The sequence below is a fragment of the Winogradskyella psychrotolerans RS-3 genome, from assembly GCF_000427335.1.
In the GTDB taxonomy this organism is placed as follows: domain Bacteria; phylum Bacteroidota; class Bacteroidia; order Flavobacteriales; family Flavobacteriaceae; genus Winogradskyella; species Winogradskyella psychrotolerans.
In genome coordinates this window covers 77,629-97,781 of the sequence record NZ_ATMR01000164.1, presented here as the reverse complement: position 1 = coordinate 97,781, position 20,153 = coordinate 77,629, and the positions used below count along the sequence as shown (strand labels likewise).

19 protein-coding genes and 1 pseudogene are annotated in these 20,153 nt (G+C 32.6%); 9 read left to right on the top strand and 11 right to left on the bottom strand.

Translation table 11 applies throughout. The features are described from left to right. Positions 1 to 20: 20 nt before the first annotated feature. The 3 genes from ADIWIN_RS21525 to ADIWIN_RS15565 all read right to left on the bottom strand — a co-directional run bounded on the left by ADIWIN_RS21525 (position 21) and on the right by ADIWIN_RS15565 (position 2,397). The gene (locus tag ADIWIN_RS21525) at positions 21 to 404 is read right to left on the bottom strand and encodes a hypothetical protein (RefSeq protein WP_020895584.1); all 384 of its coding nucleotides are present in this window, start codon (positions 402 to 404) and stop codon (positions 21 to 23) included. Continuing rightward, entirely contained in the window at positions 374 to 1,186 is an 813-nt protein-coding gene (locus ADIWIN_RS15570) for a vWA domain-containing protein (RefSeq protein WP_020895583.1), read from the bottom strand. Before ADIWIN_RS15570 ends, ADIWIN_RS21525 begins: the two co-directional genes overlap by 31 nt. A 179-nt stretch (positions 1,187 to 1,365) precedes the next feature. After that, the gene (locus tag ADIWIN_RS15565) at positions 1,366 to 2,397 is read right to left on the bottom strand and encodes an SIMPL domain-containing protein (RefSeq protein WP_040757599.1); all 1,032 of its coding nucleotides are present in this window, start codon (positions 2,395 to 2,397) and stop codon (positions 1,366 to 1,368) included. 213 nt (positions 2,398 to 2,610) lie between these two features. Between ADIWIN_RS15565 and ADIWIN_RS15560 the strand changes: the two genes are divergently transcribed. The 3 genes from ADIWIN_RS15560 (at position 2,611) to ADIWIN_RS15555 (ending at position 5,581) form a co-directional block, all read left to right on the top strand. Next, the gene (locus tag ADIWIN_RS15560) at positions 2,611 to 4,518 is read left to right on the top strand and encodes a tetratricopeptide repeat-containing sensor histidine kinase (protein WP_020895581.1); all 1,908 of its coding nucleotides are present in this window, start codon (positions 2,611 to 2,613) and stop codon (positions 4,516 to 4,518) included. Then, positions 4,515 to 4,772, top strand: a complete 258-nt coding sequence (locus ADIWIN_RS21520) for a hypothetical protein (RefSeq protein ID WP_020895580.1) — start codon at positions 4,515 to 4,517, stop codon at positions 4,770 to 4,772. Before ADIWIN_RS15560 ends, ADIWIN_RS21520 begins: the two co-directional genes overlap by 4 nt. 74 nt (positions 4,773 to 4,846) lie before the next feature. Then, positions 4,847 to 5,581: a LytR/AlgR family response regulator transcription factor gene (locus tag ADIWIN_RS15555; protein WP_020895579.1), complete on the top strand. Its 735-nt coding sequence runs from the start codon at positions 4,847 to 4,849 to the stop codon at positions 5,579 to 5,581. An 87-nt stretch (positions 5,582 to 5,668) separates the two neighbouring features. On the opposite strand, the gene ADIWIN_RS21515 is transcribed toward ADIWIN_RS15555, so the two are convergent. Both ADIWIN_RS21515 and ADIWIN_RS15550 read right to left on the bottom strand, forming a co-directional pair. Then, positions 5,669 to 5,866 (bottom strand): PLD nuclease N-terminal domain-containing protein, encoded by a 198-nt coding sequence (locus ADIWIN_RS21515; RefSeq protein ID WP_262507775.1) that lies wholly within the window; start codon positions 5,864 to 5,866, stop codon positions 5,669 to 5,671. A gap of 70 nt (positions 5,867 to 5,936) precedes the next feature. Then, a pseudogene (locus ADIWIN_RS15550) lies at positions 5,937 to 6,727 on the bottom strand (DUF2797 domain-containing protein). Between the two features lie 52 nt (positions 6,728 to 6,779). Between ADIWIN_RS15550 and ADIWIN_RS15545 the strand changes: the two are divergent. Beyond that, complete coding sequence (locus ADIWIN_RS15545; RefSeq protein WP_020895576.1) at positions 6,780 to 8,297, top strand: GH3 auxin-responsive promoter family protein; 1,518 nt, start codon at positions 6,780 to 6,782, stop codon at positions 8,295 to 8,297. 326 nt (positions 8,298 to 8,623) lie between these two features. Here ADIWIN_RS15545 and clpX read toward each other — a convergent pair whose 3' ends face one another. The 6 genes from clpX to ADIWIN_RS15515 all read right to left on the bottom strand — a co-directional run bounded on the left by clpX (position 8,624) and on the right by ADIWIN_RS15515 (position 14,099). After that, a complete protein-coding gene (clpX, locus tag ADIWIN_RS15540; protein ID WP_020895575.1) occupies positions 8,624 to 9,853 on the bottom strand; it encodes an ATP-dependent Clp protease ATP-binding subunit ClpX in 1,230 nt (409 codons plus the stop codon). A gap of 73 nt (positions 9,854 to 9,926) precedes the next feature. Then, the gene (locus tag ADIWIN_RS15535; protein WP_020895574.1) at positions 9,927 to 10,601 is read right to left on the bottom strand and encodes a ClpP family protease; all 675 of its coding nucleotides are present in this window, start codon (positions 10,599 to 10,601) and stop codon (positions 9,927 to 9,929) included. Positions 10,602 to 10,810: 209 nt separating this feature from the next. Next, positions 10,811 to 12,133, bottom strand: a complete 1,323-nt coding sequence (tig, locus tag ADIWIN_RS15530; RefSeq protein WP_040757592.1) for a trigger factor — start codon at positions 12,131 to 12,133, stop codon at positions 10,811 to 10,813. Positions 12,134 to 12,213: 80 nt separating this feature from the next. Beyond that, on the bottom strand, positions 12,214 to 12,561 hold the full coding sequence (locus ADIWIN_RS15525) for a phage holin family protein (RefSeq protein ID WP_020895572.1): 348 nt from the start codon (positions 12,559 to 12,561) through the stop codon (positions 12,214 to 12,216). Positions 12,562 to 12,586: 25 nt separating this feature from the next. After that, complete coding sequence (locus tag ADIWIN_RS15520) at positions 12,587 to 13,351, bottom strand: alpha/beta fold hydrolase (protein WP_020895571.1); 765 nt, start codon at positions 13,349 to 13,351, stop codon at positions 12,587 to 12,589. A 34-nt stretch (positions 13,352 to 13,385) separates the two neighbouring features. Beyond that, a complete protein-coding gene (locus tag ADIWIN_RS15515; protein ID WP_020895570.1) occupies positions 13,386 to 14,099 on the bottom strand; it encodes a pyridoxine 5'-phosphate synthase in 714 nt (237 codons plus the stop codon). An 89-nt stretch (positions 14,100 to 14,188) separates the two neighbouring features. Between ADIWIN_RS15515 and ADIWIN_RS15510 the strand changes: the two genes are divergently transcribed. From ADIWIN_RS15510 to bamA, 5 genes are all read left to right on the top strand, one after another. Continuing rightward, positions 14,189 to 14,845 carry a CBS domain-containing protein gene (locus ADIWIN_RS15510; protein WP_020895569.1) on the top strand — a complete coding sequence of 219 codons (657 nt, stop codon included), beginning with the start codon at positions 14,189 to 14,191 and terminating at the stop codon, positions 14,843 to 14,845. A gap of 93 nt (positions 14,846 to 14,938) precedes the next feature. After that, on the top strand, positions 14,939 to 15,817 hold the full coding sequence (locus tag ADIWIN_RS15505) for an NAD kinase (protein ID WP_020895568.1): 879 nt from the start codon (positions 14,939 to 14,941) through the stop codon (positions 15,815 to 15,817). 110 nt (positions 15,818 to 15,927) lie between these two features. Then, positions 15,928 to 16,617: a type IX secretion system protein PorG gene (gene porG, locus ADIWIN_RS15500; protein WP_020895567.1), complete on the top strand. Its 690-nt coding sequence runs from the start codon at positions 15,928 to 15,930 to the stop codon at positions 16,615 to 16,617. Position 16,618: 1 nt separating this feature from the next. Further along, positions 16,619 to 17,359 carry an undecaprenyl pyrophosphate synthase gene (uppS, locus tag ADIWIN_RS15495; protein ID WP_020895566.1) on the top strand — a complete coding sequence of 247 codons (741 nt, stop codon included), beginning with the start codon at positions 16,619 to 16,621 and terminating at the stop codon, positions 17,357 to 17,359. After that, positions 17,331 to 19,955, top strand: coding sequence for an outer membrane protein assembly factor BamA (gene bamA / locus ADIWIN_RS15490; protein WP_040757591.1), 2,625 nt, complete (start codon positions 17,331 to 17,333; stop codon positions 19,953 to 19,955). Before uppS ends, bamA begins: the two co-directional genes overlap by 29 nt. The last annotated feature ends 198 nt before the right edge of the window (positions 19,956 to 20,153 follow it).

Here is a 20,153-nt window from a genome sequence, read left to right as displayed (position 1 = left end):
TTTTTTGTTGAAACAATTAATTATTCCCATTTGTAATTTTTCTGTTCAGCTTGAGATTTTAAAGCTTTAATCAGTGCATTTTCTAATCCATTACTAGAATCTTTAGTCTGTTTATCAATATAGTTTCGGCGACTTAAGTTTAATGTTGCAATTTCATCTTGAAGTCTTTTACGTGTTTTAGCTTTTTCTTCAACATAAGTTTTAATTTCAGATGTCGATTTTCCTTTTAATTCTTGAGGCAATTCACTGTCTTTTATTTCATCATAAGAAAAATTAGTTTCCTTTTCAGCATCAACTAAATCCCAAGAACTGTTTTTGTATAAACGAGAACTTTTACTCACGGTTCTACTCACAGCATTCGCTTTATTATAGCTCATGGCATTGGCATCTTGTTCTGCTTGCATTTCCATTTTTTTCTTCCAGAAGTTCCATAAGCAACATAGGTTGTATTTAGTTTTTTATTGAGCTCTAAGATTTCATCATCATATGGTGACGCCACATGCACTGTTGCTTGGTTATGATTTATGGCCATATAATTTCCATGGGTTAAATCCGCTCCATCTTTCCATTTGGTTGAAATGCCTTGATCGTAATCACCACAAAAAATAGTGTTCACAGTAACATCATTTTGATGTGCTAATTTAGAGGCGTCTTTGTAATTGACGTTTCCTTGTGTGTAAGGCTCATTCCCTGCGATGAAAATAAGTTTTAAGTCCTCTTTGTTATCTCCCCATTCTAATTGGTTTAAAGCTGTATTAATTACTTTTCCGCAATATTCATTACCTCCATTAGTAGTTAGTGAGAATAGGGATTTTGAAATTTCATCTAAATCATCACTAAAAGCAATTACTTGTCTTAAGTAACCTTCATCTGCATTAAGATTATCATTTCCATATTCGTAAAGTGCAATTTTTAAATTAGGACTTTGTTCTTCACATTTGGCATAAGACAATTCATTTACAATTTTCCAAAGTTGCGCTTTGGCTTGGTCTATTAAACCATCCATACTATTGCTGGTATCTAATAGCAACGCGACTTTAATTTCAGGATTTTTGTCTTTTGAAGTTGTTTTAATCACTATTTCGGAGATGGCTAAATCTTCATTTCTGTTATTCGAATTTGCGTTGCAAGCAGTAAGTGATGCTAAACTAACTGCTAGGATTAAGGTTTTGAATTGAGTTTTCATATGTTTTATTTTGCTTAATTATTATTTCTCTTTCACGATTAAGTATCTAATTCCCCTTAATAAAATCAGAAATTAATCGGATATTTTTTAGCGATCTTTTTTATTTGAAACCTATAATTTTATAGCTTCATAAAGCAAGTCTTTGTCCTTGTTTCTATAAGTGAAGCGGTCTTATCTTTCTATTTTTTAGTATTCAATTCTTTAACATCGATGGTGCCGTTTGGAGATATCACATAGTATTTATGGTCTATTTTAGTTTCTACAATTGGTAATGCAGCTTTCTCTATAGGTTTAGGTGTAAAGGCTAGTTTTATATTCATCCCGATTTGAACAACAGGTTCTAAAATGGAAGGATTAATTACGACATCATAGTTTTCGTAAGTTAAAGGCTGATAGTAATAAGAGGTTTGTTTTTTAGCTGTAGTTACACCTTTGTTTTTATCTAAAGCTTCAACTGAAGTGCTATTATAGGCTTGGTAGCTTTGGTAGAAATCTTTTGGAAAATAACAATATTTGTCATCTGCAATGGCCACGTTATAATCAGACATGTCAAAGCCTAAAACCTTGTAATACGCTTTTTTCTCTTCAATAAGTTTTAATAATTGATCTTGAAGATTTTTGTAAACGTCCTGAATGTTTTCAATATAATAATCAACCTTAACCAAGTTATAAACTTCACTTTGTGCACAAGCTTCTAAAATGGCTTCAAACTGATTGGTTTTTGTAAATTGAATATGAATGTTTTGTTGCAATTCAAATCCCTTAGGAACTTCTGTATACGTTTTACTGAATAATTTCTTGGTGACTTCAACTTCATAAATAGGAATAAAAGAAATCACATCAATGGCGATATTGTTTTGAGTAATACCTTTAGCATTTAAGCGATTTTTAATTTGGTCTATACGTGCTTTCATAAGTTGGTTTGTAATTTCGGCTGAAGGTCCCATTTGGGATACATTGAATATGGCTGTGTAAGTTGTCGCACTTACATTTTGAAGCGCTTTTACATCAACAGTCAATATATTACTAGGGTGAAGTGTTTGGTTAATTTGCTTTTTTGCTGTTGGATTATAGATTTGCGCATTTCCAGAACTTAGAATATTTTGTCTAGAAATATCTTGGGTGATTTCATTATAATTTCCTCGGTGTTGTGCTGATAGATGCGCACAGCTTATTAAAAATAATAGTAGAATTGAATTGATTGTTTTCATGGTGATCATTGTTTTTTGATTTATGGTGTAAAGCTCTACCGATAAAACAGGGATTAAAAACCACAATGAGTAAAGTGCTATTTCGAGTGAGTGAAGTCTTCTGTAATTTTAGTAGACTTGGCATTTTAAGCCGAAAAAGGAAGCGGATTTCGAATAGCTCATTTTTTGAAACCAAATAAAGTATGTAGTTTAGTCCAACTAATTAAAAGTTAAGTGAAAATTTCTAAAACATATTATATACTGCTACTCTTTTGTCTCATAGGTTTTACAGCTTTTGGGCAAAATAGAAATAGTGCAGATGAAAATACTCTATTTACCATAAGAGGTTCCGTATCCGAAAAGGAAACAAATAAGCCATATAAAAATGTTGAGATATTAGTTAATGGCGGGAGATATGTTACTACTAGTTTTGATGGCTCATTTGATATAAAAGCTAAAATAGGAGATGAGCTTATTATTAAACATCCTGATTTTGAAACCATTTATTATGTTATAAAGTCTGATGAACGTATTAATATTAAAGTAGAAGATGCCACACAATCGGATTCGCGTGGGAGAGATAAAGGAGATTTTAAGCGTTTTAACCAGATGATAGATTCTGCAGATGTTTATCTTAAAAAAGATGCAGAGAAAAGTATAAAGTTTATTGGTGATGCCTTAAATGTAAATGTTAGTAACGTACAAAGTGCTGAAGCTTATGGATTGTTAGGTGATGTGTATATACATTGGAAACAGTTTGATTTGGCAATTTCAGCCTATAAGATTAGCCTTCAAAATGTAGAAACAGCTTCTGTAAAACTTAAACTATCTAAAGCATATCTTAACAATGGTGATTATGAAACGAGTCTGTCTTCATATAACCAGTTAGGTGAAAAAAGCTTATCTAATTATGAGAAAACAATGTGGTATGAAGGGATTGGCGATGCTTATGTGAAACTGAAAGATTTTAACAAGGCCGTAAAAGCTTATGAAGATGGATTAAAAGTGGCCCAAAAGCACCTTATAGCACCAAAAGTTACCGATTTAAATTCTAAAATCGCGCAAGTGTATAGTGAGCAAGGGCAGACAACTAAGGCTAAAGATTATTTTACTAATTCGTTGAATTTAGCAAAACAAGAAAATAAAAAACGCGCTGTTGAAGAACAAGTTAAAGTCGCTGAGTTTAACAGTGATAACGCAGAATATGAAAGTGAGATTGTATTACGGAAATTGGCTATAGAAGGTATTAAAGATATTGAGAACGATTCTATTATTAGCAACGAAAGTCCAATTACGTCACAAAAGCAAAATTATAAAATTGGTAATGCCTATTTATTGAGTAACGATTTAACGAATGCCATTCCGTACTTAGAGAAAAGTAGGGAAGAAGCAGGTGAACGAGGTGATTTAGATGTTAAGTTAGATGCAACCCGTAAGCTTTCTGAAGTTAATGCTAGATTGGGTAATACAGAAAAAACTATAGCTTATAATGACGAGTATAAAGATGTTGTGGATGAATTATATGCTAAAAAAATTCAAGAAATTTCTCAAGCAGCTCGCTTTAGCCGCAACATTGCAGAGCAGCAAAATAGAATAACATCTTTAGAAAGTGATCGGGCATTATCTAAAAGTACTTATGAATTAACTCAAGAGCGAAACAAAAGCCAACAGTTTATAATTTATTCATTAATTGGAGGTTTGGTATTACTTTTAATTACCGGTTATTTAATGTTTAAATATATTAAGCAACAGCGTTTAGCAAATAATTTATTAGCCTTAAAATCGTTGCGAAGCCAAATGAATCCGCATTTTATTTTTAATGCATTAAACTCGGTGAATACATTTATAGCGACTAATGATGAACGAACAGCAAACAAATATTTATCTGATTTTTCGCAATTGATGCGTGCGGTTTTAGAAAATAGTGAAGAAGATTTTATTCCACTTAAAAAAGAAATAGAATTATTGAATTTATATACCAAGCTCGAACATTTTAGGTTTCAAGATAAGTTTGATTATGCTATTGATGTTGATGAAGCTGTTGATGTTGAAGAATTCCAGATTCCACCAATGTTATTACAGCCCTATATTGAAAATGCGGTTTGGCATGGCTTGCGCTATAAAAAGAAAAAGGACATTTGAATATTCATATTCAACCAAAATCTGCAGCTGAAATAACGATTACCATTTCAGATGATGGTATTGGAAGGATGCGTTCTAAAGCTTTGAAAACTGATCATCAGAAAAAGCAGAATTCAAAGGGAATGAACAACATTAAAAAACGTGTTGCCATTTTAAATGAGATGTATAAAGATAAAGTTGATGTTACGATAGCTGATTTTCAAGAATTGGAAGATGCAGGAACAAAAGTAATCGTGACAATTAAAAAAGACTAAATAAAGGTTGAAGCCCGAAGTTGGAAGTTGGAAGTAACTTCGAGCTTCGAGTTTCTCACTTCAAATTATAGACTATGAAACTAAACGCCATAATAGTAGAAGACGAGGAAAATAGTAGACTGATTTTAAGGAATTATCTGACTAAATATTGTCCAAATATTTCAATATTAGGAGAAGCTGCTAATGTTGAAGAAGCCTTAGTTTTAATTCGAAATAATGACTTAGATGTGGTGTTTTTAGATGTAGAAATGCCTTATGGTAATGCCTTCGATTTATTAGATAAAGTTGGCGATATTAATTTTGAAACCATATTTGTGACGGCTTATAATCATTATGCAATCGATGCTTTAAATGCGCATGCGTCTTATTATTTAATGAAACCCATTTCTATTGATGAATTGATAAAGGCTGTAGATTACGTTACAGAAATTAGAACGAAAGAAGATGCACTTCAAGATGAGGTTTTAGTGCCAAAGACTAATTCTGTGAGAGGAAAGATTACCATTCCGCAACAAGATGGTTTTGAGGTTATCGATACTGCAGACATAATGTATTGCAAGGCGGATGATAACTACACCGAAATATATCTGAATAACAACAAAAAGAAACTCGTTAGTAAAACCTTAAAATATATTGAAGAAAGTCTAAAAGATGCCAATTTTGCCAGAGTCCACAAGAGCTATTTAGTTAATGTGAATGAAATCGTAAAATATGTAAAAGGCAAAGGAGGTAGTGTAGTGTTAAGTAACGGAAAAGAAATTTTGGTTTCGGCCTCTAAAAAATCGGATTTATTGTCTTATTTTAAGTAATTACCTATTCAGGTTATGGTTGCTGAGCGAAGTCGAAGTGACAGTGTCCTAAAGAAAAAGAGGTTTGCGTAAATAATCTTTCTCGGATTAATTTAAGTCTCTTCGATTAAATTTAGGCTGAAATTTTCTAGGGCTTTCAGTAATAAGCTTTTTTCTAAATAGAAAATAAAGGAGACAACCGATTACTGGAAAGAATAAAATAGCTAGAAACCATACGGTACTCATATAAGGGGTTTTAAATCGAGATCGGGTGATATCAAAAATTGCCCAAAACCAGAATACAATAGCAACAATTATAAAGCCGATAATTAAAGATGATCCTATGACGCTGTGTTTAGAAAATTAACCAAGATATTTAAATACTCAATTCTACAACCGACCCTTCGTTAGATCTTACATTAAAAACGGTGTCATCTTCAAAAATTAAATACTGTCCTTTAATGCCAACTAGTTTTCCTGAATAATGAGGAGTTTTACTCAAATTCAGACTTTTTAGCTTTTCAGGATAGTGCTCTACAGGGAACTTAATATGGGTTTCTGTGTTGTCTTCAATAAAATATGGTAAGGCTTCCTCAGGAATGTAGGCTTTTAATTTTGTTTCCATTCTAATAAATCTTCATCTTTTATATCGTTCTTTAACATTGTTCTCCAATTAGTCTTATCGGCTACATAATCTTTTAAAGCAACTTCGGTAATTCCTGCTAAATAACGATTTGGTACTTCAACAATTTCAACAGCTTCGTGCGCACCTTGGTCAATCCAACGTGTTGGTACTTGGCTTTTTCTAGTAACTCCAACTTTTACGTTGCTCGAATTCGCTAAATAGACAATATGCGGTTGTAGTTGCACTTTTGTTTCGTAATCTAAATCTCTATCTTCTTTACCTAAATGTGCTGTGCTCAATTCTGGTCGCATAATCCAATCACCAGCAAAAGGTTTGTCAAAAAAACAGGTTTTACAAAAACCTTGTCTGTAAATAGGTTTGTTTAATCCGCAGCTCAAACATTGGTGTCCAATCAGTTTTATATCAATGGTTTTGTTTAATAATTGGTTTACATGAATAAAGTCATTCTCAAAGACCAAATAGTATTGAATAGGTTCTAAAAACTCGGTTTGCATTTTAGTGAGGACTCCTGTATAAAGCATAAAGAAATTTAGTATTTTTAGCATTAATTAATAGCGTAAAGATAGCCAATCCATGCCAATTCCTATTGTAAATTCCATTGCGTCTTGGTTTTTGAAAAAACGATTCCATCAAATTGAATTGTTTCTAAAATACCCTAACGAAGTACAGAACGAGTTACTTTTTAGTTTATTAAAACTGGCAAAGGACACTGAGATCGGTAGACAATATGATTTCGATTCTATAAAAACGTATAGAGAGTTTAATGCGCGAATTCCTGTTGTCAACTATGAAGATTTTCAACCACTAATTGAACGTTCACGTAATGGTGAGCAGAATATTTTTTGGCCAAGACCTATAAAATGGTTCGCCAAATCTAGTGGAACAACTAACGCTAAAAGTAAGTTTATTCCTGTAAGTTTTGAATCTCTTGAAGATTGCCATTATGCAGCAAGTAAAGATTTGTTGTGTATGTATTTAAATAATAATGAAGATGCGCAATTGTTTACTGGTAAAAGTTTGCGCCTTGGTGGAAGTAAGGAATTATATAAGGAGAATGGAACTGTGTTCGGTGATTTAAGTGCCATCCTTATTGATAATATGCCATTTTGGGCAGAGTTTAGTAGTACACCAAGCAACCGAGTATCGTTGATGAGTGATTGGGAGCATAAGATGCAAGCTATTGTTGAAGAAACGGTAGAAGAAAACGTAACAAGTTTAGCAGGTGTGCCGTCTTGGATGTTGGTTTTACTAAATAATGTTTTAGAAAAAACGGGTAAAGACAATCTTTTTGATATTTGGCCAAATCTAGAAGTATACTTTCATGGTGGAGTAAATTTCAATCCCTATGTAGAACAGTATAAGGCTATTTTACCTTCTGATAAATTTAGATATTACGAAATCTATAATGCCTCCGAAGGTTTCTTTGCTATTCAAGATCAGAATAATTCTAGTGATTTATTGTTGATGCTAGATTATGGAATTTTCTATGAATTTATTCCTATGACTTCCTATGGCACTGAAGAACAAATAGTGATTCCTCTAAGCGATGTTAAACTAAATACTAATTATGCGGTTATTATCACCACTAACGCTGGTTTGTGGAGATACAAAATTGGAGATACTATACGTTTTGTAAGTTTAAGTCCGCATAGGATTAAGGTGTCGGGAAGAACGAAACACCATATTAACGCTTTTGGTGAAGAGTTAATTATAGAAAATGCAGAGGAAGCACTGCGTAAAGTTTGTGAGGATACTTCAGCTGAAATTGTGGATTACACTGCTGCTCCTGTTTTTATGGAAGGTAAAGAAAAAGGAGCGCATGAGTGGATCATAGAATTTAAAAGACCCCCTGATAATATGTCTCATTTTGAAGAGTTGTTTGATAATTCTTTAAAATCTCTAAACTCAGATTATGAAGCAAAACGTCTTAATAATATGACGCTCAATAAACCAAAAATTCACAGTGCAAGACCAAATTTGTTCTACGATTGGTTTAAAGAGAACGATAGGCTTGGTGGTCAGCATAAAGTGCCACGGTTATCTAATAGCAGAAAATATCTTGAAGAGTTGCTACAGCTTAATTACCAGTAAAAATTGTTAATAGTATAGACATTAGACCAAATAATAGCTTTAATATAGATGCTTTTATTTAGGGTACACTTTATCGCTAATAAAAACACATCTTGTCACTATAACGACAATCTTATAAGTTTTGTCTAATAAAAAAATCAAATTCAGCTTACTTTAATTTATGCCTATATATTAGCGGTAAATAAATGTGCTATCATTAATTTAAATTCCCTCATTATATATAAAGTATTGCGTGCAATATTTAATTAATCAATCCCTAACTAAACGAAAAAACCACAATTTCTAATATTGAAATTGTGGCTTTTTTTATGATGTAATATTGAAATTTATGAGACGGCTTTCAATTTTTTAATTGTGGATTTGTTTAAACGATCCTCAGCAAAAGCTTTTGTAACGTTTAACTTCGTTTCGTCCGAACTAGGTAGTTCAAACATAGCATCTGTTAAAATCTCTTCACAAAGCGATCTTAAACCACGAGCACCAAGCTTGTATTCAATTGCTTTTCCAACAATATAATCTAAAGCACCATCTGTAATTGTAAACTCAACGTCATCCATCTCAAACAATTTTTTGTATTGTTTAATAATGGCATTTTTAGGTTCCGTCAGTATAGCTCTTAATGTTTTAGCATCTAAAGGGTCCATGTATGTTAATACAGGTAAACGACCTATAATTTCTGGTATTAATCCAAAATCTTTTAAATCTTTAGGAATAATATATTGTAGAATGTTATCCTTATCTATATTATCGGTTTTCATGGCGCTATAACCCATAGCTTGCATGTTTAAACGTTTGGAAATGGCACGTTCAATACCATCAAAAGCTCCACCTGCAATAAATAAAATATTTTCGGTATTAACTTCAATAAACTTTTGATCAGGATGCTTACGACCACCTTTTGGCGGTACATTAACCACGGTTCCTTCCAAAAGTTTTAATAAGGCTTGCTGTACTCCTTCGCCCGAAACATCTCTAGTTATCGATGGATTATCGCTTTTACGTGCAATCTTATCAATTTCATCAATAAAAACAATACCACGTTCTGCTTTTTCAAGATTGTAGTCTGCAGCTTGTAATAAGCGTGTTAATATGCTCTCAACATCTTCACCCACATAACCGGCTTCTGTAAGTACGGTAGCATCAACAATTGCTAAAGGGACATTTAACATTTTAGAAATGGTCTTAGCCATTAATGTTTTACCTGTACCTGTTTGCCCAACCATAATGATATTACTTTTTTGTATCTCAATATCATCGTCAGATGGTGGCTGTAATAAACGCTTATAGTGGTTGTAAACTGCAACAGACATTACACGTTTAGTGTTTTCTTGCCCTATGATATACTCGTCTAAAAAGCCTTTAATTTCTTTGGGCTTTTTAAGTATCAATTCTGAGCTTAATTCTGAATTTCCAGATTGTTTAGACTCTTCTATAACAATACCATGTGCTTGTTCAATACAACGATCACAAATATGTGCATCCAAACCTGCTATTAGCAAGCTGGTCTCTGGCTTTTTCCTACCACAAAATGAACATTCTAATTCTTCCTTTGCCATTATCAATTTTTTAATTCCTGCGAAAGCAGAAATCTAATTTTACATTTTAATTATAAGTCGAAAGTTATTAAGATTACTTTCTCGTTAATACTTCGTCAATCATTCCGTAGTCTAAAGCTTCTTGAGAACGCATCCAATAATCTCTGTCAGAATCTTTTTCAACTTGTTCTACTGTTTTACCAGTATGTTTAGCAATAACGGCATATAATTCTTCCTTAACTCTAATAGTCTCCTTTAAAGCAATTTGCATATCGCTTAACTGACCCTGAGTTCCACTACTTACCTGGTGAATCATAACACGAGAATGTGTTAATGCAGAACGTTTTCCTTCTGCACCAGCACATAATAATACAGCTGCCATTGATGCTGCAATACCTGTACAAATAGTTGCTACGTCTGGTTTTACAAATTGCATCGTATCATAGATACCCAAACCTGCGTAAACAGAACCTCCTGGTGAATTAATATAAATTTGAATATCTTTTGAAGCATCAGTACTTTGTAAAAATAATAACTGTGCTTGTATAATATTTGCCACTTGGTCATTAACACCTGTGCCTAAAAATATAATACGATCCATCATTAAACGCGAGAACACATCAAAAACGGCGATATTCATCTGACGTTCTTCAATAATATTAGGCGTCATATTAGAAGGGTACATGCTCTCAATAATCTTAGAGTAATAGTTGCTATTTATACCTTGATCTTTTATTGCAAATTTTTCAAATTCTTTTCCGTAATCCATATGAATTTTAATTCTTTTAATTAATTTTTATTTCAATAAAGTACTACTGCGGTGTGCAGTCTAATATCTTTTTTTAATGAAAAATGTATTCCAAAAAAAAGCGTAAAATTTTTACATTTTACGCCTTAAAGATACTAATAATTTTTAGGTTAACGTTTTACGTTAACCACATTTTAAGGTTTTAAGGCTTAGCCTTAATATTTTTAAAACTAGCTATAGAATTCTTTTACAAAATCATCGTAAGTGATGTCTTTGGTCTTAATATTAGCTTCTGTCTTATATAAGTTTAATAACTTCTGACTCATTAATTGCTCAGACATACGCTTTACTTCGTCTTGGTTTCCTAAAATACGAGCAGCAATGTCCTCTAATTCTTTATCTGAAGGATTCATTTGGCCAAATTGAGCCATTTGTCCTTTAATCATGTCCATTGAATACGCTTTTAATTCTTCAAACTGAACTTGAAGCTTGTGTTCTGTGATTAATTTACCTTCAATAAGTTGGTAACGCATGCTTTTTTCAGACTTTTCATACTCTTCTTTAGCTTGCTCTTCAGTCATTTCTTCTTCACCTGAAGTTTGCATCCATTTTTGTAAGAAGCTTGCTGGTAAATCGAATTTTGTGTTTTCAACTAAGTTTTCAGTAACGTCGTTTAATAATTTTTGGTCACCTTGTTGTGTAAATTGCTTTTCTGAGTCTTCCTTGATTTTAGCTTTCAACTCAGATACAGAGGTTACAATACCTTTTCCAAATAACTTATCAAATAACTCTTGATCTAAATCTGCTAATTCACGATCGTTAATTTCGGTGATTGTAAAATTCACTTCGATATCTAAACCATGAGCATCATCGTGAGATACTTTTAAAAACGTCATTAAATCGTGATCGTCATTAAATAAGCCTTTAGTTTTTAAGGTAACTACATCACCAACTTTAGCTCCGATAAATTTCTTAGGATTTGTTTTTCCTTTTAATTTATCTAAAGTAATCATTGTAGAATTATCGATTTCTTTTTCTTCGTTAGTGAAAGTTCCTGTAATTTCAGAAGCTTCAGTCACTTCGTCTTGAGAAACAATTTTACCATATTGCTTTTGGATATGCTCAATCTGATCATTGATCATTTTGTCATCAGCCACAATACTATAATGTGTTATTGCTTTTTTGCTTTTCAATTCTACGTTGAATTCTGGTGCTAAACCTAATTCGAATTCAAAAGTAAATGCTTCAGCATCCCAATCTAAATCGTCTTGTGCTTTTGGTAATGGATTACCTAAAACATCTAATTTTTCTTCAACTAAATACTTGCCAAGAGCGTCTTGTAGTAATTTGTTTACTTCATCTACTAATACAGCTTTACCGTATTGTTTTTTTACCATTCCCATTGGTACATGGCCTTTTCTAAAACCAGGAATGTTAGCAGATTTACGATAATCTAATAAGATTTTCTCTACTTTGTCGCTGTAATCTTCTTTAGCGATATCCACTTTTACAACTGCATTTAATGCATCGATGTTTTCTCTTGTAATGTTCATTTTTATTGAAACTAAAATTGGGCTGCAAAAATACAATAATTTTTGCAACCCAACAACAGTTTTAAAGGTTTGAAGCTAAGCTACTTTTTATCGTCTTTTACGAACGATTGTAATACCGATTGTAAAATAGATAAAAGCACACTAAAAAGTAATGCAGTCCAGAAACTAGACACTCCAAATCCGTCTATAAGTTTGTCTGCAAGTAATATGATTAGTGCATTTATCACCAAAAGGAAAAGTCCTAAGGTGACAATAGTTGCCGGTAGTGTTAGGATTACTAAGATGGGCTTTACTAATAAATTAAGAATGGAGAGTACAATGGCAACTATAATAGCGCCAATATAACCATCTACAGTGACGCCATTAAGTATGTTTGCCAAAACAAAAACAGCTAAGGCGTTTAGTAAAAGTCTAATTAGTAAATTCATAATTTCAGTATTTAATTAAGTTACCCTAAGATATAAAATTCATCACAGCTTCGTAGAATTCTTTAGGATTTTCGGCATGTAACCAATGACCAGATTTTGAAATTGTGATAAGTTTTGAGTTAGGAAAATGTCTGTGAATAATAGCTTCATCTGCGTCTCCAATATATTCGGAACGGTCTCCGCGTAAAAACAAAGTGTCTTTTTGAAAGGTGGCATGTATTGGAAGTGCTTCTCCAACTTCAGAAACATTTTCTTTTAAGACGTCTAAATTCATACGTAAAGCAAGTTGTCCTTTTTCTATCCAATATAAATTTTTGAGCAAAAACATTCGTGTTCCGTCTTCGTGGACATAGTTGCTTAGTGCGTCATCTGCTTCTCCACGACTTTTAATTTCAGAAAAATCCAAACTACTTAAGCCTTCTAAAATAGCATCATGATGCACAGGATAATAACGCGGTGAAATATCAGCGACAATTAGCTTACTAACTAGTTCTGGATATTTTGCAGCAAAAAGCATAGCGGTTTTTCCACCCATAGAATGCCCCAATAAAACAATGTCATTTAAATTATTATCATCACAATAATGCTTCAAATCTTCTGCCATTAATTCATAATCAAAATCTTCCGAATGAAAACTACGACCATGATTACGTTGATCCACGAGATGAACTTCAAAATTAGACTCTGAAAATTTTTTGGCTAAGGTTTTCCAATTGTCTCCCATGCCTAAAAAACCATGAAGGATAATAAATGGTTTGCCTTCTCCTATGATATTTGAATATAATGTCATACCGTATTTTTTCTTAGCGCCTAAGCGTGAATTATTATTTTAGCTTATTAAGATACATCCCAATAACATTCTCAACTCCTAAATATAAACTTTCTGCAATTAATGCATGGCCAATAGATACTTCTAATAAGCCTGTAATGTTTTCTTTAAAGAAAGCGATGTTGTCTAAAGATAAATCATGACCAGCATTAATGCCAAGTTGCAAAGTGTTGGCTAGACCTGCACATTCCATGTAGGGTTTTATAGCATCTTCATTTCCTAAACTATACTGATGTGCAAATGCTTCGGTGTATAATTCTATGCGGTCTGTCCCTGTAGCTTTTGCGCCTTCAATTTGACGTAAATCGGGATCTACAAATATGGATGTTCTAATGCCGTTTGCTTTAAATTCTTTTATCACTTCAATTAAAAAATCTTTATGTTTTATAGTATCCCAACCTGCATTAGAGGTAATAGCATCAACTGAATCCGGTACTAAAGTGACTTGTGTGGGTTTAATTTTTAAAACCATATCCACAAACTTCGGAATGGGATTACCTTCTATATTGTACTCAGTGTAAACTTCAGATTTTAAATCGTATGCATCTTGGTATCGAATATGTCTTTCATCTGGTCTTGGGTGAATAGTAACGCCTTCAGCACCAAAACGCTGTACGTCTTTAGCAAACTGCACTACATTAGGAATATCGCCTCCACGACTATTTCTTAACGTTGCAATCTTATTTATATTAACACTTAGCTTTGTCATTTTAATAGGTTTTGAATCACAAAAATACAAAGTAGGAGACGTATTTTGTGGTTATTTTTGATTAATTTGCAACATATTTATACAGGTTAATGGAGCTTCAAGACTATATAATAAATGATATTAAACCGCTAGGTATAACTGATAAAGTAGGTGATTTAAAATTACTCTTTAATCAGTTAACGTATTCTCATATTCCTATTGAAAATGATGGGGTTTATATGGGGTGCATTTCTGAAAAGGATGCACATTGTTTTGAAGGTGCTAAGACTATTGGAGATTGTAACTATGCTATTGAAGGTTTTTTTGTGAGACCTACCACAATTTGGTTAGATGTATTAGAAGCATTTGCTCAAAACGACTCTAACATAATGCCTATATTGGATAGAAACAATAAATATATTGGTTATTACGAGTTAAATGATATTATACATTTGTTTAATGAAACACCATTTTTTGCTGAACCAGGTGGTATTTTAATTGTAGAAAAGGGGATTAATGATTATTCATTTAGTGAAATCAGCCAGATTGTAGAGTCTAACGACACTAAACTTCTGGGTGCCTTTGTTTCTAAAATAGAAGGTGATTTAGCAAGAGTGACTTTAAAAATAAGTAATACGAGTCTTAATGAAATTATTCAATCGTTTAGACGCTACAGTTATAATATTGTTTCTGGGCATGAAGATGATTCTTACATTGAAACGTTAAAAGAGCGTTCGAAATATCTAGATAAATATCTAAACATGTAATGATGAAACCTAGCATGTTCAACGTTTTGTTGGCTAAAAGAATGTTTAATAAAGAACAACATGTGACCATTGAGAAATAATAAATATAAACACATGAAAGTAGCAATTTACGGTCAGAATTACATAAAAGAGACTACGCAACTAGCCGTTGAAAAACTAGTAGATATTTTATTGAAAAAACAAGCTCAAGTGTTTATAGAACGTGAGTTTTTGGATACTCAAAAGACGATTGTAAAAGACAATATTGAAGTAGCGACGTTTAATGAGTTAGATACTAGTTTTGATTTATTAATTAGTGTTGGTGGTGATGGTACTATTTTAAGGGCTATTACGTACGTTGGAGATTTGGGTATACCTGTTGTTGGTATTAATACAGGTCGCTTAGGCTTTTTAGCAACCATACAAATCGCTGATATACAAACCGCATTAACAGAAATTTTTAATGGGGATTATAAAATTTCCGAACGTTCATTATTAAGTGTTTCAACCGATCCTAAGCATCAGGATATTGTAAACACGCATTTCGCACTTAATGAAATAGCGATAAGTAGAAAGAATACTACGTCCATGATCACCATAGAAACCCACCTTAACGATGAGTTCTTAACATCATATTGGGCAGATGGTCTTATTTTGTCAACTCCCACAGGATCTACAGGGTATTCTTTAAGTTGTGGTGGACCAGTAATTGCACCAGATGCTAAGAATTTTGCATTGACTCCGATTGCACCACATAATTTAAGTGCGCGACCGTTGATTCTTCCAGATAGCACAACAGTAACACTTAGGGTTAATGGAAGGGAAGATCAATTCTTGATGTCGTTAGACTCTAGGATTGTAACACTTTCTAATACGACTACAGTAACCGTTAAAAAAGCGAACTTCGTTATAAAAATGGTAGAATTATTAGATGAAACTTTTCTTGCTACGCTCAGAAAAAAATTACTTTGGGGCGAAGATCGTCGTAACTAAAGTTAGTTTGTACAATAATTACTTTCAAAAACTGTTTATCTGTAAGACTATTTGTGTCAAATTATTGCGCACAAATCAGAATTGTTATATTTGCAAACTTTGAAAACTCTATGAAGTATTTTTTTCTGCTTTTATTGTGCACTTTTATACCTAAAAATGTTGGCGCTCAGATTTATGAGGTTGGCGTATTTGCAGGTGGAAGTAATTTTATTGGTGACGTTGGAGCTACAGATTACATCGCTCCAAATCAAGCAGCATTTGGTTTTTTAGCAAAATGGAACCGAAGTGCGAGACATTCATTTAGGGCTTCAGTCATTTTTTCAGACTTAAAAGGTATTGATCGTGATTCTGATGACCCAAGACGGAAAGAGCGAGACTATGAATTTGATACGAGTATTATTGAGATTTCAGCAGGTATGGAATTTACCTTTTTCGATTTCGACCTTCATTCTATTGATACAAAAGGAACACCTTACTTATATTCTGGTATTACATTTACTAATCACGATAATTATTATTTTTTAACAAATGGTGATTATATATCGGAAAACACAAATAGTTGGGCATTAGGAATTCCTATGGCTTTAGGCTATAAAACGCGTATAGCCAATCAGTTCGTTTTAGCTGGAGAAATTGGAGCACGTTATACTTTTTCTGATGAATTAGACGGAAGTGTACCAGATTCTAAAGACAGAGAAGCGTTAAGTTTTGGAAATACTAATAATAACGATTGGTATATGTTTAGCGGAATTACATTAACTTACACTTTTGGTAGAAGACCTTGCTATTGCAATTTTTAAAATGAGTTTAAAAGAACAAATAAATAAAGAGAAACTTCCTGCGCATCTAGCAATTATTATGGATGGTAATGGTCGTTGGGCAAAACAACAAGGATTGATGCGCGTTGTTGGTCATGAAAATGGCACAAAATCCGTTAGACAAACTGTTGAGGCTTGTGCAGAGTTAGGTATTAAGAACTTAACGCTTTACGCATTTTCTACAGAAAACTGGAACAGACCTAAACTAGAGGTGCAAACCTTAATGAGGCTGTTAGTTAAATCTTTAAAGAAAGAAATAAAAACATTTCAAGACAATAATATTAAATTATGTGCTATTGGAAATCTAAATGATTTACCTAAAAAAGCACATCAAGAACTCTTAGGTGTTATAGAAAAAACTAAAAATAATTCTAATATGACATTAACTTTAGCCTTGAGCTATGGTTCTCGTGAAGAAATTGTTAATGTTATTAAAGAATTGTCAGTTAAAGTTAAAAATAATATAATTTCTTCTGAAAGTATTGACGAATCAATTATTAATAAGCATCTTTACACGCAAAATTTACCAGACGTTGACCTTCTTATTCGCACAAGTGGTGAGCAACGTATCAGTAATTTTTTACTATGGCAAATAGCCTACGCAGAACTATATTTTACAGATGTTTTATGGCCAGATTTTTCAAAAGAAAATCTATATGAGGCACTCATAAACTATCAAAACAGAGAACGAAGATTTGGAAAAACAAGCGAACAACTTACCTAATACCGCAATATTGAAGTCATATATTAAACTTTTTTGTGTTGCATTCCTCTTTACAATTTCATTTAGCAGTTACGCTCAAGTAGAGGGAGGAGAAACCTATTTAATTAAGGAGATTAACGTTACTGGTAACACTAATTTTAGTGCACAAACTATTATTGCCTATTCTAAACTTAGAAAGGATGAAGAGATTCAAGTAGGTGGTGAGAAAATCGCTAATGCAGTAAAGACATTGTGGAAATCTAACTTATTTAGTAGTATAGATATTTATATAACTGACATAGCCGGTAAGAGTGCAAATTTAGAGATTCACCTTAGTGATTTGCCAGAACTTAAAGATCTTACAATAGAAGGAGTTAAGAAAGGTAAAAAGGACGAAATTATTGACGAGAACAAACTTAAGTCTGGTCAGAAAGTTACAGAAAACCTTATCGCAACAACAAAGAACTACCTTACTAATAAGTATAGAAAAAAAGGGTTTCTAAATACAGATGTTAGGATTATTACATCAGAAGTTATTGACTCCGTAGAGAAAGAGCGTGTTGACATGCGTATTGCTATTGATAAAGGTGAAAAAGTAAAGATTAAGACCATTAATTTTGAAGGCAATGATAAGATAGTGGATAAGAAGCTTCGTAAAGCTATGAAGAGCACGAAGCAAAAGAACTTCATTCGAATCTTAAAACGTTCTAAATATATTGAAGACGATTTTAGAGAAGATCTAATAAGTGTTGTAGATTATTATAAAGAGAACGGTTACCGTGACGCAAGAATTATATCAGACTCTATTTCTTATTTAGATAAAAAAACAATTAGTTTAGATATTAAAGTAGAAGAAGGGGAGCAATACACGTTTGGTAAAATTTCTTTTGTTGGAAATACTATCTATTCAGATCAGCAATTATCTAACTTACTTGGTATAAAAGAAGGTGATACTTATAATGGTGTAGAATTAAGAGAACGTATTGCAGATGACAGTAATCCAGATGCAAATGATATTACAAATGCCTACCAAAACTTTGGTTACATGTTCTCTACGATCAATCCTGTAGAGGTAAGTGCAGAAGGTAATATCATAGATATGGAAATTCGTATATCTGAAGGTAAACCGGCTTATTATAACAATATAACTGTAGTAGGTAATGATGTTACTAATGATCATGTTATTTACAGAGAGATAAGAACACGTCCAGGAGAATTATATAGAAAGTCTGATATTATTAGAACAATTAGAGAACTTGGGCAATTAGGATATTTTGATGCGCAGCAAATTGTACCAGATATTAAAAACCCAAATCCTGTAGATGGAACTTTAGATGTACAATATTCTTTAGTTGAACAAGGTTCTAGCCAAATACAACTACAAGGTGGTTATGGTGGAGGTGGCTTTATTGGTACCTTAGGTTTGTCATTCAATAACTTTTCAATAAAAAATATTTTTAATGGAGAGGCATACAAGCCAGTGCCGAGAGGAGATGGTCAAAGTTTAGCATTAAGACTTCAGGCAAGTCAGTTTTTTCAAACCTATAGTTTCTCTTTTAGTGAACCATGGTTTGGTGGTAAAAAACCATATCAATTATCATCTTCGCTGTCACATTCGAGACAATTTTTATACGACTCGTCAACAGGGAGTGCTGATAAAGAGAAAAGCTTTAATATTACAGGTTTAACCTTTGGTGTTTCAACAAGGTTAGCAGAACCAGATGATTACTTTCTATTGTCTCAGGCTATCAGTTACCAGCATTATGATCTTCAAAATTATAACACAGGTTTATTTACTTTTGGAGATGGTACCTCAAATAACTTATCATACACTATTGGTTTAAGTAGAAGTGACGTTTACAATGATCCTATTTTCCCAACGGGTGGTTCTAGTTTTTCTGTTTCTGCTAAATTTTCATTCCCATATTCATTAGTAAATGGTGTAGATTATGGAGATTTAAAAGACGATAGAGCTGATCAAAGCGAAATTATTAGTGATTTTCAAAATAATTCTAGTCCTAGCTTACAGGAAACTGCAGCTTATAACGATGCGCAATTAAGAATAGCTGAAATTGACCAAGAACGTTTTAAATGGCTCGAATTTTATAAGATTAAATTTAAAGCGGATTGGTACCAAGCATTAACTAAAAAATTAGTTTTACGTCCTAGTGTAGAATTTGGTTTCCTTGGAGCTTATAATAATGATAGAGGAGTTATTCCTTTTGAAAGGTTCTTTGTCGGTGGTGATGGTTTAGGTAACTTTTCATTAGATGGAAGAGAAGTTGTTCAACTACGTGGTTATCCTAATCAATCATTATCTTCTCAAGATGGTGGTTCAATTTATAGTAAATTCTCATTAGAGTTACGTTATCCTATTACTTTAGGTGCACAAGCTAAAATATATGCACTTTCATTTTTAGAAGCAGGTACATCTGTAAATGAATTTAAGGATTATGATCCATTCAAACTTCAGAGGTCTGCAGGTTTTGGGTTACGAATATTTATGCCAGCCTTTGGTTTACTTGGTATAGATTTCGGTCATGCGTTTGATGAATCTCCTTATGGAACGGCGGTTAAAAATTGGGAAACACACTTCATAATCGGACAACAATTTTAAGTTTGGCACGATATTTTCTAATAGCTAAACAAGGATTTCATCATGTTGTTAAAATTTTTAAGAATATATTTCGTTAAATTTGAAGATTAGTAACACTAAAATGATAACACATTGAGTTTTACAAATAAAATGTCTCAAAACATAAAAACAAAAATGATGAAATTTAAAGTTCTTTTTTATTAATAATAATAGGCCTTG

Coding starts and splice junctions, on each gene's coding strand:
- clpX (WP_020895575.1), bottom strand. CDS start 9,853: ATGGCAAAGGAAGAATTAGAATGTTCATTTTGTGGTAGGAAAAAGCCA.
- ADIWIN_RS15525 (WP_020895572.1), bottom strand. CDS start 12,561: ATGAATTTACTAATTAGACTTTTACTAAACGCCTTAGCTGTTTTTGTT.
- ADIWIN_RS15515 (WP_020895570.1), bottom strand. CDS start 14,099: ATGACAAAGCTAAGTGTTAATATAAATAAGATTGCAACGTTAAGAAAT.
- porG (WP_020895567.1), top strand. CDS start 15,928: ATGAAGTATTTTTTTCTGCTTTTATTGTGCACTTTTATACCTAAAAAT.
- ADIWIN_RS15535 (WP_020895574.1), bottom strand. CDS start 10,601: ATGGATTACGGAAAAGAATTTGAAAAATTTGCAATAAAAGATCAAGGT.
- uppS (WP_020895566.1), top strand. CDS start 16,619: ATGAGTTTAAAAGAACAAATAAATAAAGAGAAACTTCCTGCGCATCTA.
- tig (WP_040757592.1), bottom strand. CDS start 12,133: ATGAACATTACAAGAGAAAACATCGATGCATTAAATGCAGTTGTAAAA.
- ADIWIN_RS15505 (WP_020895568.1), top strand. CDS start 14,939: ATGAAAGTAGCAATTTACGGTCAGAATTACATAAAAGAGACTACGCAA.
- ADIWIN_RS15555 (WP_020895579.1), top strand. CDS start 4,847: ATGAAACTAAACGCCATAATAGTAGAAGACGAGGAAAATAGTAGACTG.
- ADIWIN_RS15520 (WP_020895571.1), bottom strand. CDS start 13,351: ATGACATTATATTCAAATATCATAGGAGAAGGCAAACCATTTATTATC.
- ADIWIN_RS15570 (WP_020895583.1), bottom strand. CDS start 1,186: ATGAAAACTCAATTCAAAACCTTAATCCTAGCAGTTAGTTTAGCATCA.
- ADIWIN_RS15510 (WP_020895569.1), top strand. CDS start 14,189: ATGGAGCTTCAAGACTATATAATAAATGATATTAAACCGCTAGGTATA.
- ADIWIN_RS15545 (WP_020895576.1), top strand. CDS start 6,780: ATGCCAATTCCTATTGTAAATTCCATTGCGTCTTGGTTTTTGAAAAAA.
- ADIWIN_RS15565 (WP_040757599.1), bottom strand. CDS start 2,397: ATGAAAACAATCAATTCAATTCTACTATTATTTTTAATAAGCTGTGCG.
- ADIWIN_RS21525 (WP_020895584.1), bottom strand. CDS start 404: ATGCAAGCAGAACAAGATGCCAATGCCATGAGCTATAATAAAGCGAAT.